This window comes from Chloroflexota bacterium (assembly GCA_026706485.1).
GTDB lineage: Bacteria > Chloroflexota > UBA11872 > UBA11872 > UBA11872 > JAJECS01.
In genome coordinates this window covers 464,548-479,585 of record JAPOYR010000011.1, presented here as the reverse complement: position 1 = coordinate 479,585, position 15,038 = coordinate 464,548, and the positions used below count along the sequence as shown (strand labels likewise).

At 64.6% G+C, this 15,038-nt stretch carries 13 protein-coding genes and 2 tRNA genes; 9 read left to right on the top strand and 6 right to left on the bottom strand.

Going from position 1 to position 15,038, the window contains the following annotated elements:
* Positions 1-7 precede the first annotated feature (7 nt).
* Positions 8-934: a dihydrodipicolinate synthase family protein gene (locus OXG79_11685; GenBank protein ID MCY3784429.1), complete on the top strand. Its 927-nt coding sequence runs from the start codon at positions 8-10 to the stop codon at positions 932-934.
* A gap of 9 nt (positions 935-943) precedes the next feature.
* On the opposite strand, the gene OXG79_11680 is transcribed toward OXG79_11685, so the two are convergent.
* A complete protein-coding gene (locus OXG79_11680) occupies positions 944-1,348 on the bottom strand; it encodes a hypothetical protein (GenBank protein MCY3784428.1) in 405 nt (134 codons plus the stop codon).
* Positions 1,349-1,552: 204 nt separating this feature from the next.
* Between OXG79_11680 and OXG79_11675 the strand changes: the two genes are divergently transcribed.
* Both OXG79_11675 and OXG79_11670 read left to right on the top strand, forming a co-directional pair.
* Positions 1,553-1,786, top strand: a complete 234-nt coding sequence (locus tag OXG79_11675) for a hypothetical protein (protein ID MCY3784427.1) — start codon at positions 1,553-1,555, stop codon at positions 1,784-1,786.
* Positions 1,783-2,169 carry a type II toxin-antitoxin system death-on-curing family toxin gene (locus tag OXG79_11670; protein MCY3784426.1) on the top strand — a complete coding sequence of 129 codons (387 nt, stop codon included), beginning with the start codon at positions 1,783-1,785 and terminating at the stop codon, positions 2,167-2,169. Before OXG79_11675 ends, OXG79_11670 begins: the two co-directional genes overlap by 4 nt.
* 80 nt (positions 2,170-2,249) lie before the next feature.
* Here the strand turns inward: OXG79_11670 and OXG79_11665 are convergent, their stop codons facing one another.
* The 4 genes from OXG79_11665 to OXG79_11650 all read right to left on the bottom strand — a co-directional run bounded on the left by OXG79_11665 (position 2,250) and on the right by OXG79_11650 (position 7,370).
* A complete protein-coding gene (locus tag OXG79_11665; GenBank protein MCY3784425.1) occupies positions 2,250-3,419 on the bottom strand; it encodes an oxygenase MpaB family protein in 1,170 nt (389 codons plus the stop codon).
* Between the two features lie 45 nt (positions 3,420-3,464).
* Positions 3,465-5,576 (bottom strand): MMPL family transporter, encoded by a 2,112-nt coding sequence (locus OXG79_11660; protein MCY3784424.1) that lies wholly within the window; start codon positions 5,574-5,576, stop codon positions 3,465-3,467.
* A 415-nt stretch (positions 5,577-5,991) separates the two neighbouring features.
* A tRNA-Val gene (locus OXG79_11655) sits at positions 5,992-6,065 on the bottom strand.
* Between the two features lie 9 nt (positions 6,066-6,074).
* Positions 6,075-7,370: a molybdopterin molybdotransferase MoeA gene (locus OXG79_11650; GenBank protein ID MCY3784423.1), complete on the bottom strand. Its 1,296-nt coding sequence runs from the start codon at positions 7,368-7,370 to the stop codon at positions 6,075-6,077.
* A 72-nt stretch (positions 7,371-7,442) separates the two neighbouring features.
* On the opposite strand from OXG79_11650, the gene OXG79_11645 reads away from it, so the two are divergent.
* From OXG79_11645 to OXG79_11625, 5 genes are all read left to right on the top strand, one after another.
* Complete coding sequence (locus OXG79_11645; protein MCY3784422.1) at positions 7,443-7,880, top strand: archease; 438 nt, start codon at positions 7,443-7,445, stop codon at positions 7,878-7,880.
* Positions 7,881-8,024: 144 nt separating this feature from the next.
* The gene (locus tag OXG79_11640; protein ID MCY3784421.1) at positions 8,025-9,407 is read left to right on the top strand and encodes an RtcB family protein; all 1,383 of its coding nucleotides are present in this window, start codon (positions 8,025-8,027) and stop codon (positions 9,405-9,407) included.
* 328 nt (positions 9,408-9,735) lie between these two features.
* A tRNA-Asn gene (locus OXG79_11635) sits at positions 9,736-9,810 on the top strand.
* Positions 9,811-10,481: 671 nt separating this feature from the next.
* Positions 10,482-11,099 (top strand): hypothetical protein, encoded by a 618-nt coding sequence (locus OXG79_11630; protein ID MCY3784420.1) that lies wholly within the window; start codon positions 10,482-10,484, stop codon positions 11,097-11,099.
* Positions 11,096-11,488: a type II toxin-antitoxin system VapC family toxin gene (locus OXG79_11625; GenBank protein MCY3784419.1), complete on the top strand. Its 393-nt coding sequence runs from the start codon at positions 11,096-11,098 to the stop codon at positions 11,486-11,488. Before OXG79_11630 ends, OXG79_11625 begins: the two co-directional genes overlap by 4 nt.
* A gap of 22 nt (positions 11,489-11,510) precedes the next feature.
* Here OXG79_11625 and OXG79_11620 read toward each other — a convergent pair whose 3' ends face one another.
* Entirely contained in the window at positions 11,511-13,058 is a 1,548-nt protein-coding gene (locus OXG79_11620; protein MCY3784418.1) for a beta-N-acetylhexosaminidase, read from the bottom strand.
* Between the two features lie 267 nt (positions 13,059-13,325).
* Here OXG79_11620 and OXG79_11615 point away from each other — a divergent pair, with 267 nt between their 5' ends.
* Positions 13,326-14,933, top strand: a complete 1,608-nt coding sequence (locus OXG79_11615; GenBank protein MCY3784417.1) for a sialidase family protein — start codon at positions 13,326-13,328, stop codon at positions 14,931-14,933.
* Positions 14,934-15,038 lie beyond the last annotated feature (105 nt).

Below are 15,038 nucleotides of genomic sequence, written 5' to 3'. Positions count from 1 at the left end.
CTCCTTGATGACGACGTTTCAGTCCCGCATTCATGGGGTGATTCCGGCGCTGCTGACGCCGCTGAACGCCGACTTCACCGCGGACGAGGCCTCGCTGCGGCGCCTCACCCGGCGCGTCGTCGACGCCGGCTGCCACGGGATCGTGGTGCTTGGCACGACCGGGGAGTTCGCCTCCATCGACGATGCCGATCGCGAGATCGTCATCCGTGCGGCCGTCGACGAGGTCGGCGGGGCTGTGCCCGTGATCGTGGCGTGCGGGCAGCCCAACGTGCGACGGACGCATGAGCAGCTCCGTGAAGCCGGTGACCTGGGCGCCGACGGTGTGCTCGTCAACCCACCGTTCTACTTCGAGATGACCCAGGACGAGCTCGTCGGCTACTTCGCTGGCGTCGTGCGCGAGTCCCCCGTCCCCGTGCTGCTTTACAACATTCCGCGGCTGACCGGAGTTCCCGCCGAGCCGGGGACGCTGCCTCGGCTGCGCGATGTCGGGGTGCAGGGCACCAAGGACAGTTCCGGGTCCGTGGGGAACGTGATGAGCTACTTGGCTGCCGTACGCGGCGGTCCCGAATTCCGAGTGATCGTGGGCGGTGACGTGACGTTCCTGCACGCCCTCATTTCCGGCGCGGTGGCCACTACCGGCATGACGCCGAACATCGCACCGCAGTTGAATTTGGATATTTACGAGGCCTGGCGCATCGGCGATCTCGAGGCCGCGGCGGCGGCCCAGAACCGCACCAACGAGTTTCTGGAGGTCTTTCAGTCCCGGCCGGGGTTTGCCCACGCGGTTGCGAAGGGGCTCCTAAGCCGCGTTGGGGTCATGGAGCGCTGGGTGGCGCTGCCCAAGACTTCCGGTGACGATGCCCAGATCGATGCCGCCTTCGAACTGCTCAAGCCCTATCTGCCCGAGTTCGCGCCTGCGGCCGTTCCCGCGTAGGCGGCGCGACTAGCCCGGGGGCGCCACCGGCGACCCATCGTCGCGCCTGCCCCGAATTGGGCCCGGCCGCACCCGCTTGGCTGTGAGTGCGCCGACCGCCGTCGCCGCCTTCGGCGACGCCCCGGCTTGGCGCACGATCGTGGTGGTGGACTCCAACACGTGGTGATAGTGCGCGTCGCCTTCGGCCACGGGTGCCCCGGGCGTGTCGGCGAGCCAGATCTTGGCCAGACGTTCCGACAGCAGCTCCGCCAGCACGGTGAAGTCTCGCGCCAGCCGCGCCTCGGTGGACTCGGCGGGTCCAGCGGCGGCCTTGCGGTCGCGCCGAACCCGTGAGGCCAGCCACGCCATGCACGTCCCGACAATCAGTCCGGCGGCGACGCCGCTGACAAGAGCCGCTGCGAGTGAGGCGGTCATGCGCCAGTCTAAGCGAGCGGAGACGGCGATTCGCGGTCATGCTCCCAGTCGAAAGCAGCCCACCTTGGGTCCGTCATTCCCGCGAAGGCGGGAATCCATCGCTCCGGGGCAGCCAACGGGTCTAGGTTGCCCATCTCTGTCAATATGTTTCTTGACGCCATTGGCGGCTCGGCAGATGCTGAAGACAACCCGTGAGGAGGTTGAATGATGGCTACGCCGCGCGTGAAGTTCTCCAGCCAGGCCGACCCGGAATTGCTGGCGGCACTGCGTCAGATCGCGCGCAATGACGGCCGGCACTTCCAGGCCGTGCTGGAAGACGCCATGAGCCACTACATCGAAAGCCGGGCGAGCCAGCAGGTCCGCCCCGAGGTCATGGCGCACTTCCAGGCTAGCCTCGAGAAGAATCGGCGCCTTGGGGAGTTGCTGGGCAAGTCGTGACCAGCGACTTCCCGACCGTCGAGGAAGTCGTGGCGATCCATGACATTGCCGTCAACGAATTCGGCGGTTCCTTGGGGCTTCGCGATGCGGGCGCATTGGAGTCCGCCATCATGCGCCCGCAGCTTGGCTACTACGACGGAATCCTCGACGAGGCCGCCGCGCTCCTGGAAAGCCTGGCCATGAATCACCCCTTCGTGGACGGCAACAAGCGAACGGCCTTCTTCGCCACCGACACGTTTCTGCGCAAGAACGGCCGTTTCATCGATTGCGACAACGATGAAGCCTACGCCTTCATCATGCAGTTGTTCGCCACGCACTCATTCCGCTTTGCCCAGCTGCGCGAGTGGCTCGAGGAAAAGGTCAGACTCTTCGCGGATCCCTGACTCCCCGCGACCGCCCGGATTCCCTGTCAAGCGTGCTCCGACCCCGGCGCGACGCGTGAGACTCCGCTAGGACCTCCGGCCTACCACCGGGAGGACTCCTCCGCGTAGACGTGGTCGGGCAGGCGGTAGGTGATGCCGGTCTCATCAAAATTCGATACGTCGAGCAGGGCCGTCATCTGGTTCTCGTTGCGCAGACGGCCCTTGAACAGCTTGGTCATGACGCGGTTGTAGCGACTCTGCATTCGGAACCACCACAGGACGCCCGGCGTGGGGTATCGGGGATACTTGAGGTGGTTGGCGAGTTCGGTGCCGATGAGCGCTCGCGACACCTGAAATATGTATCGGGCAAGCTTTTCGCGGGCTTCCGACTCGATAATGCCGGCGATGAGCGGCGCTGAGTTGACCAGCGAATGCGCCAGAGCAACGGACTCGTAGTCGGGATCTGGCTCGCAAATACCGCCGATTTCAAATAGATCCAGAGCGCTATGTTCGTCGTGAAATAGAATCGATTCTGGAATGCCCATCAGATATCCCGAATAGCGCCAGACCTGCATAAAGCTGGCCCGCTCCTCGTCGTCGAACTTGGCCCCGAGGCTCTTGAGGTGCTTCAAGAGTCGCGCTGAGAATGCCGTGATGGCATAGCCCACGTGCGCGGCGCTGATCGGGATTCCCCAGGCTTCGGAGTCCCAATCGTCGGATCCATCCAAGAGCCGTCGGACCATGGCGTGAATGAGCCGAATGCGAACGGACAGTTTCCAACCGTCGCTATCCCGTTCCAGGCCGCCCGGGAAGAAGATTTCGACCATGTGGCGATTGTTCTGTCGCAGTCTTCTGACGCCCTGATCGCGCAACCTTCCGGTGATGAAGAACGATTTGGCGATGTTGGTGGAGAAGCCTTCGACGAGCGTGCCGCCGACCATTGCTCCCAAGACCAACTGCGAGTTCCGATGAAACATGCGGACTCCAGGGGTAAATTCTTCAAGATCGACCCAATCGGGCACGTTCTCACACGACTGAAAGAACTCCCTCAGCGCGGCCGGCGCCTCACGCAGCGCGCGCTTGTCCCGGCCATCCATTCCGATCTGGATGAACCTGCCCAGCTTGGCTTGCCCCAGGGGAGCAAGCTCGGCCATCATCGCGTCGGCTTCCGGATCGCCAATGAATGTATGCGCGATGTAGTTGTCCGCTAGCTCCGGCGCAAGCTTTCGAGCCCTCGCATAACCTGCGTGGTAATCGGAGGGGATATCCATGTGTGCGTGTGCCTTGGCCTTAACTCAAGGCTAGTCTGGGGCGAATCATCCCTCTTCGGCCTCGACTCGCAAGTCTGGAAGCCACCGCAGCCATGACGGCAAGTACCAGTTCCCCCTTCCCAGCACCGCCATGCTCGCCGGCACCAAGACCGACCGCACCAACGTCGCGTCGAGCAGCACGGCCACGGCAAGCCCGAAACCGACAAGCTGATTCACGACGGTCTCGCCGGCGGCAAATGCGCCGAATACGGCGACCATGATGAGGGCGGCGCCGGTGATCATGCGGCCCGTGGACTCGAGGCCATACGCCACGGCCTGCAGGTTGTCCTGGGACTCGTCATAGCGTTCCCGAATTCGGCTGAGCAGGAAGACGTGGTAATCCATCGAGAGTCCGAAGAGGATGGAAAACAGGAACAGTGGAATCCAGGCGTCGATAACCTCCGCTTCCTGGAAGCCGAACAGATCTCGGGCGATCCCCCGCTGAAAGACCAGCACCAGCAGACCGTATGCGGTACCCACCGAGAGTAGATTCATGATGATTGCCTTGAGCGGAATGACGATCGACCGGAAGACCAGCATCAGGATGATGAAGCTGGAGCCAAGCACGAACGCAAAGACGACCGGCGTGAACACGTCGACGATGCCGAAGAAGTCGGCGGCCTCGGCGGTTGCGCCCCCGACGTAGACATCCGCGGGCACCCCTTCAAAGGCCCCGGCCACGTGCACGTCGCGGATCGTCGCCATTTTCTCCGTGGCTTCGCGGCTGTTGGGCTTGCCCGGGAAGGGCAGCGTCAGCAGCGCGAGGTCGCCGGCGGCATTGACTTCAGGCTCCGCGGGCGGGACGGGGAATGCGGGGTCCTCCGCCAGCGACTGTTGAAGGCGCGCGATCGCCGCTTGCACCTCAGGGCTGCCGATGTCTCCGTCGATGACGATCTCAGCCGGGCTCAGAATCCCGGCGGGACTGACGTCGCCGAAGGAAAATTCCTCTTCGAAAACGATGAACGCCTCTCGAGTCTGCGCGCGCTCGGGAAAGGTGTTGACATCGTTGAGCCCGGTCTTGATGCCGAAATAAAACGACGTGAGCACGATCATCGGAACGCCGACGATGAGAATGCTCACCACGGGGAAGCGTGTGACGGCGCGCGTGATGGTGATCCAGAATCCACGGCCAGTCGTCTCCGTATTTCGCAACGAGAACCGGGACAGGAAGGGAATGGTCAGAAAGTCGACCCGAGGACCAAGGATCGCCAGCAGAGCGGGCAGGAGCGTGAGGGTGGCGGCGAGCGCGGTGACCACCACCAGAATTGCGCCCAGCCCCAGCGACTGGAAGAACGACACCGGCACGATGAACATGCCTATAAGCGCGATCACCACGGTCGTGCCGCTGAACAACACCGTGCGCCCCGCCGTGTCTCCCGCCTTGGCCACGGCCTCGAATGTGCCGAGCCCCCGACTCAACTCTTCCCTAAAGCGCGACACGATCAGCAGCGAGTAGTCGATGCCCACCGCGAGGCCGATCATCGTAATGATCATCGTGACGAAGAAGATCAGCTCGAAGGCCTGCCCGATCACCCCCACGGCGGCAAGCGCCATGGCGATAGCGACGATGGCCATGCCCAATGGGAGCAGGGTGGCGGCCACCGCGCCGAAGAGCACCAGCAGGATGATCAGCGCGATGGGAACGCCGAAGCGTTCGCCCTGCTCCAGGTCATGCGCGCTCAGCTCGTTGTTCTCGAAAGCCACGCTGGCGTCGCCTCCAACGAGCACGCGAAAATCGTCCGCCGCATTGGCTTCCCGGACGACGTGGATGAGCTCCTCGACGTTCGCGATCGCCTCGTCCGAGTCGCCGGCCAGCGTGTAGTGCATGAGCACGGTTCGCTGGCTGCCGGCAACAAGAATGGAGAGCAGCTGCTCAAGCTGTTCCGGTGGAATGAGAGCGCTGAAGGCAACAGCTTGATAATAGTGGGAAAAAGGCTGTCCGCCTATCTGCTGTCCATCGATTCCACCGGAAATTATCTCGCTGCCTAGCGAGACGATATCTTGATGAACCCTCTCCACTTTCGCTTGAAATGTGTCATCATCTACCGTCAAAGAATCCGACTGCACGATGACAATTTCCGCCAAGGCTCTAGGGCCGCGCAATCGTTCTTCCAGCAATGCAGCGGCGCGCTCGGATTCGTATCTATCGGCCAGCCGTAGATCTGTGGTTGTGGCGCTTGCAAGAAGTGTCTGGACTAGTATGCCAGCAACAACGACTAGCGCGCCCCAAATCCCGATAGTTACCCAGGGTCTTCGTGCACTGATGCGAGCGAGAGTTTCAGTCACGTTGGAGACCTCATAAAGTGGGTGCTTGCGCCGGCATTGGCGCGGTGCTGCTCGTCGGTCGCGGCCACGTTAGATGACTCTACCACAGAGACCTCGAGTTTCCCTACCAGTACAAACTTACCGGCGATGGTACGGGGCGCTGAAGATCGGGCGCGAGAAGTCTCAGCCTGGTGATCAATCGGACCACCGCGAGTGTTTGGCCGTTGGGGCGCAGGCGCGATGCGCAAGGGTCGCTCACGCGTGGAGGTGGGCGCGATAGGACTCGAACCTATGACCTCGCGGATGTGAACCGCGCGCTCTGACCAGCTGAGCTACGCGCCCGTGGGCGTGTCATGGTATCAGCGTGGCCGATTGCGACAGCAGCAGCATGTCTCGCTCGTCCAGGGCGATCACGGTCACCGGATCGCCGGCTTGGATCACGGCGCCCTCGGCTATCACCGCCAGACCGTTGCCCTGGGTCATGGAGGTCAGGCGGAACGAGTCTTGCTCACCGGCGGCCGCGCAGACGAGCTCGTCGCCGTCGCGGCGCACCGTCACTCGCACGTAGGTGCGCTTTCCGCTGGAACTGCGCATGGGCTCCAGGGCGCGAGGTTGAACCATGGGGTTCACCAGCCGCGTGTACCCCATCAGCTTGAGCAGCGCCGGCCGCACGAACAGCTCGAAGCAGACCATGCTTGAGACCGGATTGCCGGGCAGGCCGATCACGGGCGTGCCGTCGATTTCTCCGAAGGCCAGCGGCTTGCCGGGTCGCATGTTGATCTGCCAGAAATCCATGCGCCCGGCGGAGGCGATCACGTTTCGCACCAGGTCGTAGTCGCCCATCGACACGCCGCCAATGGTGACCAAGAGGTCCGCGTCACGCCCGTGCCGGATGGCGGTGCGCAGGCCGGCCTCGGTGTCGGGGGCGATCGGCAGGCGCTCGGCAATTGCGCCGTAGCGCTGTGCAAGCGCGGTCAGACCCCACGCATTGCTATTGCGCACCTGCCCCGGAGCGATCGGATCGCCGACCTCCACGATCTCATCGCCGGTCGGCAAGATGGCAACGCGGGCACGCGGATGGACGCATACCTCGGTGACATCCACCGACGCCAGCACGCCAATGTGGGCGGCGTCCAGCACTTGGCCCTTCGGGGCGACCACATCGCCCTGGGCGACATCGCCCCCTCGCCGTCGGATGTTCTCGCCCACCTCGGCGGTTTCCAGGACGCGGACCTTTCCGTTGGCCGCCCCTGATTTCTGCGCCCAGTGCACGCCGTCCGTGTCCTCGAACGGAAGCACAGCGTCGGCGCCCGGCGGAATGGGCGCCCCCGTCATGATTCGTGCCGCCGTTCCTGCCTCGACGTGCACCTCGCCGGCTTGACCGGCGGCCACCTCACCGACCACGCGCAGCGACCTGCCGGAGTCCGCTCGCGCTCCCGTGACGTCCGCCGCGCGGAGGGCGTAGCCGTCAAAGGCCGAGTTGTCGAATCCAGGCACGTCGACCTGAGACGTCACGTCTTCCGCGGTAACCAACCCGTGAACCTCGGCGAGACCCAACGAAACCGGGTCCAGCGGCCGCACGGCGGCCAGAATGCGCGTGCGCGCCTCGTCAACGGACAGGAACGTGTCGGTGCCGGTCACTGTCATCGAGTCTTCGGCCTGCTGCCTTGTCCAGTTTAGACCGCGACGCCTCGCCTATGCTTGAGCAAAGGAGCGCACATGCCGAGCGACCCTGAGTGCAGGCGCGGTCATGCCACGTTCGATCACACGGCAGACATCGGGCTCGAGGCGTGGGGACCGTCTTTTGCCGAGGCGCTTGCCGAGGCGGGATTGGGCTTGCAGGCCATCGTGCTGCACGACGGCACGGTCCGCGCCCCGGATACGCGGAGGTTTCGGGTCGCCGCCGACGATGCGGACGCCCTGGCGGTGGCATGGCTCAGCGAGTTGCTCTATGCCTTGGATGCCCACGGCTGGTTGTCGGCGAGCTTTGAGGTTTCAGTCAGCGAAGGGTTCCGGCTCTCCGCCACCGCCCGCGGCGAGACGCTCGACGAAGCGCGTCATCTACTCGGCGTGGGCGTGAAAGCCGTGAGCTACCACGAGCTGGCCGTGCGGTGTGAACCGGACGCGGTGCGCATCCGGGTGATCGTGGATGTCTAGCATGAGGTCGTCGTGAGCGCGTCACGCCGCAAGAAACGTTCGCGTGGGCGAGGGGCGGGACCGCCGGCATCCGGCCCCGACGCATCCCAGCTTGAGCGCCTCGACCAGTTCCGCTGGCAGATACCGACCAGCTACAAGGCCGGGATGCGGGTGCCGGGCGTCATCTACTCGTCCGAAACCATGCTTCCGACGGTCTTATCCGACAAACCCCTGGAGCAGCTGGCCAACGTCACGTTCCTGCCCGGAATCGTGGGGCACGCCCTGGCCATGCCGGACGTGCATTGGGGCTACGGATTTCCCGTCGGTGGCGTGGCCGCGACGGACGTGCGCCACGGCGTCATATCGCCGGGCGGCATCGGGTTCGACATCAACTGCGGCGTGCGGCTCATTCGCACGAATCTAACCGAGGAAGAGTTCCGTCCACGGCTCAAGGAAGCGCTGGACGCGCTGTTCCGCGCCGTTCCTGCCGGCATGGGGACCAAGGGCCGCATTCGCCTGACGCACAAGAACATGGATCGCGTGCTGCGCCGCGGCGCCGCGTGGGCCGTCGACCAGGGGCTCGGCTGGCCCGAGGACCTCGAAGTGGCCGAGGAAGGCGGGACGCTCGCCGGGGCCGATCCCAAGGCGGTGTCCGCGCGGGCCAAGGAGCGCGGATCCGGCCAGCTTGGCACCCTGGGCTCGGGGAATCACTTCCTGGAGTTGCAGGTCGTCGATCAGGTGTTCGATCCATCCGCCGCGGCGGCTCTTGGGATCGAGCAGCCGGGAACCATCGTGGTCTTCCTGCACACCGGTTCCCGTGGCTGCGGTCACCAGATCTGCCAGGACTACTTGCAGACATTCGCCCAGGCGCCGTCGAGTCGCGCCATCGAGTTGCCCGATCGCCAGCTGGCGTGCGCCCCTTTGCGCTCGCCGGAAGGCCAGGACTACCTGGCCGCCATGGCATGCGGCGCGAACTTCGCCTGGGCGAATCGACAGGCGATCACCCATTGGACCCGCGAGGCGCTCGCGGGCGTGTTTGGCCGGTCGGCGCGTTCCCTCGGCATGGACGTCGTATACGACGTGGCGCACAACATCGCCAAGATCGAGGAGCACGTCGTGGACGGCGAGGCGCGTCGCGTCTGCGTCCACCGCAAGGGCGCCACGCGCGCATTCCCACCCGGGCACCCTGAGCTTCCCAGCAAATACCAGGATGTCGGGCAGCCGGTGTTCATCCCGGGCGACATGGGACGCGCGTCCTACGTGGCCGTCGGCACGGCGGGCGCCATGGAGCAGTCCTTCGGCTCCACCTGTCACGGCGCCGGCCGCGCCCTCAGCCGTTCCGCGGCGCGCCGGCGGCTGCGGGGAGTCAACATGGTCGAGCGCCTGGGCGCCATGGGCGTGGGGGTTCGTGCGCGCAACCCGCGCTTGCTCAGTGAAGAGGCCCCCGACGCCTACAAGAACGTGGCCGATGTGACTGCCATCACCCATGGCGCGGGAATCTCCCGCAATGTGGCCCGGTTGCGGCCCGTGGGAGTGATCAAGGGCTAGCGCGGGCGCCGCTGTCAGTTCGCCCGAATCTGCCGGTTCCGACCTGATGGAATCGTCGAATCTGGGCGGGTGGGCAGGGTCAATTTGCCACTAGCCTCTGCTATAGTCGAACGCAGCGGACGATGGCGAAGGTGCAGGCAGATGATCAAGCGCATCGGTATTCTCACGGCGATCATTGGGGTGATCGCGGTGGCATTCCGGGCTGTTCGGAAGATGATGGGCGGAGGGGAAGCCGAAGAGGCCGCCTAGGCCTAGACCTCGCTGGCCCACAGCGATCCTGGCGCCCTTCACGGGCGCCACGTTCGTGTGAGCGCCCGCCGCACCGCATTCCTCGGTAGCTCAATGGTAGAGCGTGCGGCTGTTAACCGCAGGGTTGCAGGTTCGAGTCCTGCCCGAGGAGCCAAAATCCCGCCGATTGCGTCCATCGCTCACCGCGCCTAGCCCGCTGCCAGGCCGGAGCGGCACCGTGAGCGCGGAGGGCATCGCTCGCGTAGATATCCCAGCGTCGAGATTGGCGCGCTCGCCCGCTAGTGCGCGCGCGTGAATCGGGGTTGCTGAGCTTAGACGGAAACGGCGACAGCAGGTCGTTCAGTCGTGGACCGCCTGGCACGCACGAGCCGTTGGCCACCATTCTCAAAGGCTCCCGTGACTACCAGCGCCTCCATCACCGATCGCGGGCAGTAGCCGTGCATGACAATTGCTATCATATTCTTTCCTATTCTAGAATAGTGTAGTAATCGCAATTTGCCTTAGCGAGGGGCAACCATGAACGACCGACGGCCCACGTTTTGGGAGCACGTCTACGACCTTCGCGCACGGGACCTCATCCCGCGCGTTTGGAGAACCGGCGACCTTCGACCCTTTCTTGCGGGGCCGGGAAGTCCTCAGTTCGCGCTTACCACAATCAACGTCTGTCCGTTCAACAGCAGCATCTCGACAGATGGTGCAAAGGTTGGCGACTTCGTCGCGAAAGGAGCGGCGCCCAAGGTGTGGCGGGTTGGCCGCGGCCAGTTCCAGTTGGTGTCGGACCCGGGGGACGACGGTGCGACTCAGGAAACCGAGAGGCGTCGAGCGGTGAACCGAGCCGACGAGATCAGGCGGCGGATGAGGTTGACCAGCGGCCACCGGGACGCGGCGTCCATTTCCACGCACGCCCGATCCACGATGCCGATCGAGCCGCTGCCTGAATCCTCCAACCGTTACCCGTCATTCTCGATTGCACTGGACCCGACGCAGCGCCAGGAATTGGCAAGCCTCAGCACGGCCGAAAAGGCTGAGTCCATTGTGCGCACGCACCTCCGCGACAGATTTGGGCGCCGGGCACAGATCGAGGAGGATGGGGACGGCGTTGACCTCAGGGTGTCAATCGACGGCCGGCGCGAGCGAGTCGAGATCAAGGGCACCGAGTCGCCCAGCCTCGACTGGCACAAGCTCAAGGTTTCCAGCCGGAAGTCGCACGACGCCCTCACCAGCGGGGACGCCTCGGTCTATCGGGTGGTCGACGTCTCCGGACCGACGCCGCGAATCTACGTCCTGACCCACGGACGGCATTTCACCCTGGAGCCCGAGCCGAGGTGGGCGGTGAAACGGGTTCCGTTGGCGGGCGATCGCTACTCCCTGCGAGGCGAGCCCTACCGATACGATCGCCCCCACGAACCGGTGGCGTCGGACGACTGGGAGTTTCGGCTGTGATCATGCTGGATACCCACGCCTGGGTGTGGTGGACGATTGATCCCGATCAGCTGACCGAGACGCAGCAGCGGGAGATTGCCGGCAGCGAAGATGTCGGCATTGGCGTCAGCGCAATATCCTGCTGGGAGATCGCGAAGCTCTGCGAGTATGGACGCTTGGCATTGCCCGTTGGCCTGTCCGACTGGTTTGACGCGGCGCTCCAATACCCAGGAGTCACTCTGCTGGAGTTGACGCCTGCGGTCGCTGTGGAGTCGATCAGCCTGCCGGGCGACTTTCATCGCGACCCGTCGGACCAAATCATCGTCGCCACCGCCCGGGTGCATGGCTTTCCCTTGGTGACCTCCGACGACAAGATTGCCGCGTACCCTCACGTGCAGACCGTGCTCTAGACCGCCAATTCGCTGCCGGGTTCTAGTCGAGCGCCCGGTAATTCACGCCGAGCGCATCCAAGTGCCCGATGTTTGCTCGCAGCCGCCGGTGGAACCCACTAAGGCTCCGGCGGGCTTTCGGCGACCAGGCGACCTCCGACAAGGCCAATGCCCTCGGATACGTCATATATTCCACGTGTTCGGGCGTACTGATGAATTCCGTCCAGACGTTGCCCTGAGCGCCGAGGATGTGTCGGGCCTCCCGCTCCGTCAGCTCATCCGGAATCGGCTCGAACCCATACACAGCGTCCAGCGGGATCGGGTGGCCGAAGCGCCCGGCCAGCGGCTCGACGTCGGGATCGCCTTGGTAGTAGTCGAAGTAGACGTAGTCCCTGGGCGTCATGATGACGTCGTGCCCCTGCTTGGCCGCCTCAAGTCCACCGCCCATGCCGCGCCATGACATGACGGTCGCGTTCGGCGCCAGCCCGCCTTCCAGGATTTCGTCCCAACCGATGAGGCGGCGGCCATTCGCATTCAGAAAGGCCTCGATGCGCCTGATAAACCAGCTCTGAAGCTCGTTCTCATCGGCAAGACCCTCGCGCGCGATGACCTCCTGCGCGAGGCTGCTCGCCTCCCACTGGTCTTTGGGAACTTCGTCCGCGCCGATGTGGATGTACTCACTGGGGAATAGCTGCATCACTTCAGCGAGCACATCTTCCAGGAAGCGAAACGTGGCATCTGAGGGCGAGTAGATGTCTTTCTTGATCCCCCAGCTCACAGGCACTTCGTAGGGTCCGGGATGGCATCCGTACTCGGGATAGGCGGTCAGCGCGGCTGTGGAATGGCCCGGCATTTCGATCTCGGGAATAACGGTCACACAGCGCTCGGCGGCGTAGTTCAGGACCTCCCAAATTTCGTCCTGCGTGTAGAAACCTCCGTGCGGTATGCCGTCGCCGCCGTAGGTCTTGAGGTTGTTTCCGATCATCGTCTCGCGTCGCCAGGCGCCCACTTCCGTCAGACGCGGGTAGGCGTCGATCTCGATGCGCCATCCGTGGTCGTCCGTCAGATGCCAATGGAAGCGGTTGAACTTGTAGCGTGACATCAGGTCGATGAAGCGCTTCACAAACCTGGCCTCGAAGAAATGCCGGCTCGAGTCCAGCATCAACCCCCGGTAGGCAAAGCGCGGGTAATCCACGACTTCCACGGCGGGTAGGCTCCAGTCAACGTCTGGGCTGACGTGCTCGTTCTCCACCGCAGGCGGCAACAGCTGCCGGATCGACTGGAACGCATAGAACAGCGCGGCCGCGTCGGCGGCCTGAATCCGCACGGCGTCGGGACGCACGATGAGCCGGTAGCCTTCCGGCGGGAGCGACGCGTCCGATGAGATCACGATGTCCGCCGACTCGTGCGAAACGACCGGCAGATCCAGTCCGGTGGACGCGCGAAGCCGCTGCGCTTCTCGCGCAACGACCGGCTCGAAGCTCGCATCCGCCAGGTGGATGGTTGTGGAGGGCCCGAGCCGAAATCGTCCCAGGAGAGATCTGATTTCGGCCGGAGCCGGAACTATGGCGATGGCGTCGGGATCGTGCATGACTATGCAGTTTAACCGGCTGGTGGTGTGCCCCCCGCCGATTCCCAGGCGCGGTCGTCGGATCCGGCAGACGCGCACAACGTCACCGGCACGAGCATTGTCGCTTGACGGAACCGGCTGGGCCGCTGAATCTGGAGCCTCACGATATTGGTGCTATCGGTTGCGGGCTCGCCTCGTACAGGGGAAGGCAGGGGATTCGGTGAAGGCAAAAACCAAGGCAGGATCGAATACGCGGCCCGACCCTCGATCCCGACCGGCGGCTCACCGATGATCCTCGCCGAGCGTCACCCAACGCCAGGGCAGATCAGCGTCCTGCCGGACGGACGCTGCATGAGCGCGTCCACGCGCGGCAAAGTGCTGCATCAGTCGCTCCAATCCGGCACCTTTGACGACCCGTGGGTTCCCGAATACCTCACCGTCAAATACGGACGCGGGCGGCCCATTGCGTGGGAGCCCCGCGAGGTGATCATGGAGCTCCCCATGGGCCTGGGCTGCTGGGAAGGCTGTATCAACTTCGTCGACCGCCAGGGCGACATTCACCTGTTCGGCATGCGGTTCCTCAAGTGGCCCGAAGATCGCGAGGACCCCAAGCTCCACGAGCAGCGCACCGACGCCTACCACGTCGTGTCCCGCGACGGCGGCGCCACGTGGGATGGCCCGGCGCGACTCGACTACGGCGAGGAATTCACCGCGGCCATCATGAACGTCGTGCATCTCACGAACGGCCGAATCGTGCTTCCGCTGGAGTACTTCGACGTCGAACGCGCCGTCGGGAAGTACGTCTCCAAGTCCTGCTACTCGGACGACGGCGGTCGCACCTGGGGACACGATTCCACCCACCTGCCCGTCGAGTCGGGCGGACAACACAGCCACTCAGGGGCCGTGGAGCCGGTGGTGGCCGAGCTCGACGGCGGTCGCGTGTGGATGCTGATTCGCACGCAGCTTGGATGCTTCTACGAGTCCTTTTCCGACGACGGACGGATCTGGTCGCCGCCGGCGCCCTCTCGGTTCAAGGGGTCCAGCTCGCCCGGCGAGAACCTGCGGCTGCGTGACGGGCGGTTGCTGTTCGTGTGGACGAACGGGATTGGGCCGCCGTTTGCCTCCGACATGCTGTCGGAGTGGGCCGACTATCCCACCGAGTCCTGGTGCCGCCACGTCTTCAACGTCGCGGTCTCGCACGACAACGGCGCGACGTGGCGCGGCTATCGCGAGATCGTTCGGACGATTGGGCACGAGCCGGACGGCGCTCGCGTCGGCTATCCGCGGTTTGCGGAACTGCCCGAAGGCGATGTCCTCGTGCAATTCGGCCACCACTCGGGTGGCGAGCGGGCCGAGTGCCAGTACGTCTACGTTGATCCCGACCGCCTGGACGAGACCAGCGATCGCGAAGACTTCGACAACGGGCTGGCGGGTTGGTCGTTCACCGGGGCGACGGCCGTGCAGACGGTGCTGCTCGACGAGGAGCACGCGCTGCGCCTGCAGGGCGATGGGAGCGGCCGGCTGGGGGCCGAGCGCAACTTCCCCTTCGCCGTGCGCGGCAGGTTGCGCTTCGAGTTGCGGCGCGACGAGTCCTCGGCGGGCGTGGATCTGGTGCTCGACGAGACTTATTGGGACCCCAGGGATCGCCGACGAAACGGGGCCATTGACATCGGCCTGGACGCGGACCTCGTGCCCCCGGATGCATGGGTTCCCGTGACGGTTTCTTGGAACGTCGCCGAGCAGACCGCCGACCTCAGCGTCGGCGATCGGCAGCGTCGGATTCCGATTGAGCACGCCCCCTTGGGGATCTGCTATCTGACCTTCTACGGACGGACTGCCGGCGCGGAGAGCGGAGCAACGCTAATTCGCCGGCTCGAGGCGGTCGTCGAGGACTAACCCGGCACCGCGGCAGCGACGCCCGTCCTGCAGTTACGACGCAAAGCGGCGGGGGTGATTCACCCCCGCCGCTTGCGTTGGTGAGCGACCCGTCAGCCGGGGCGC

What these genes read in the sequence shown, in the direction of transcription:
- OXG79_11685 (MCY3784429.1), top strand. Translation starts at nt 8, where the DNA reads ATGACGACGTTTCAGTCCCGCATTCATGGGGTGATTCCGGCGCTGCTG.
- OXG79_11680 (MCY3784428.1), bottom strand. Translation starts at nt 1,348, where the DNA reads ATGACCGCCTCACTCGCAGCGGCTCTTGTCAGCGGCGTCGCCGCCGGA.
- OXG79_11675 (MCY3784427.1), top strand. Translation starts at nt 1,553, where the DNA reads ATGATGGCTACGCCGCGCGTGAAGTTCTCCAGCCAGGCCGACCCGGAA.
- OXG79_11665 (MCY3784425.1), bottom strand. Translation starts at nt 3,419, where the DNA reads ATGGATATCCCCTCCGATTACCACGCAGGTTATGCGAGGGCTCGAAAG.
- OXG79_11650 (MCY3784423.1), bottom strand. Translation starts at nt 7,370, where the DNA reads ATGACAGTGACCGGCACCGACACGTTCCTGTCCGTTGACGAGGCGCGC.
- OXG79_11645 (MCY3784422.1), top strand. Translation starts at nt 7,443, where the DNA reads ATGCCGAGCGACCCTGAGTGCAGGCGCGGTCATGCCACGTTCGATCAC.
- OXG79_11640 (MCY3784421.1), top strand. Translation starts at nt 8,025, where the DNA reads ATGCGGGTGCCGGGCGTCATCTACTCGTCCGAAACCATGCTTCCGACG.
- OXG79_11620 (MCY3784418.1), bottom strand. Translation starts at nt 13,058, where the DNA reads ATGCACGATCCCGACGCCATCGCCATAGTTCCGGCTCCGGCCGAAATC.
- OXG79_11615 (MCY3784417.1), top strand. Translation starts at nt 13,326, where the DNA reads ATGATCCTCGCCGAGCGTCACCCAACGCCAGGGCAGATCAGCGTCCTG.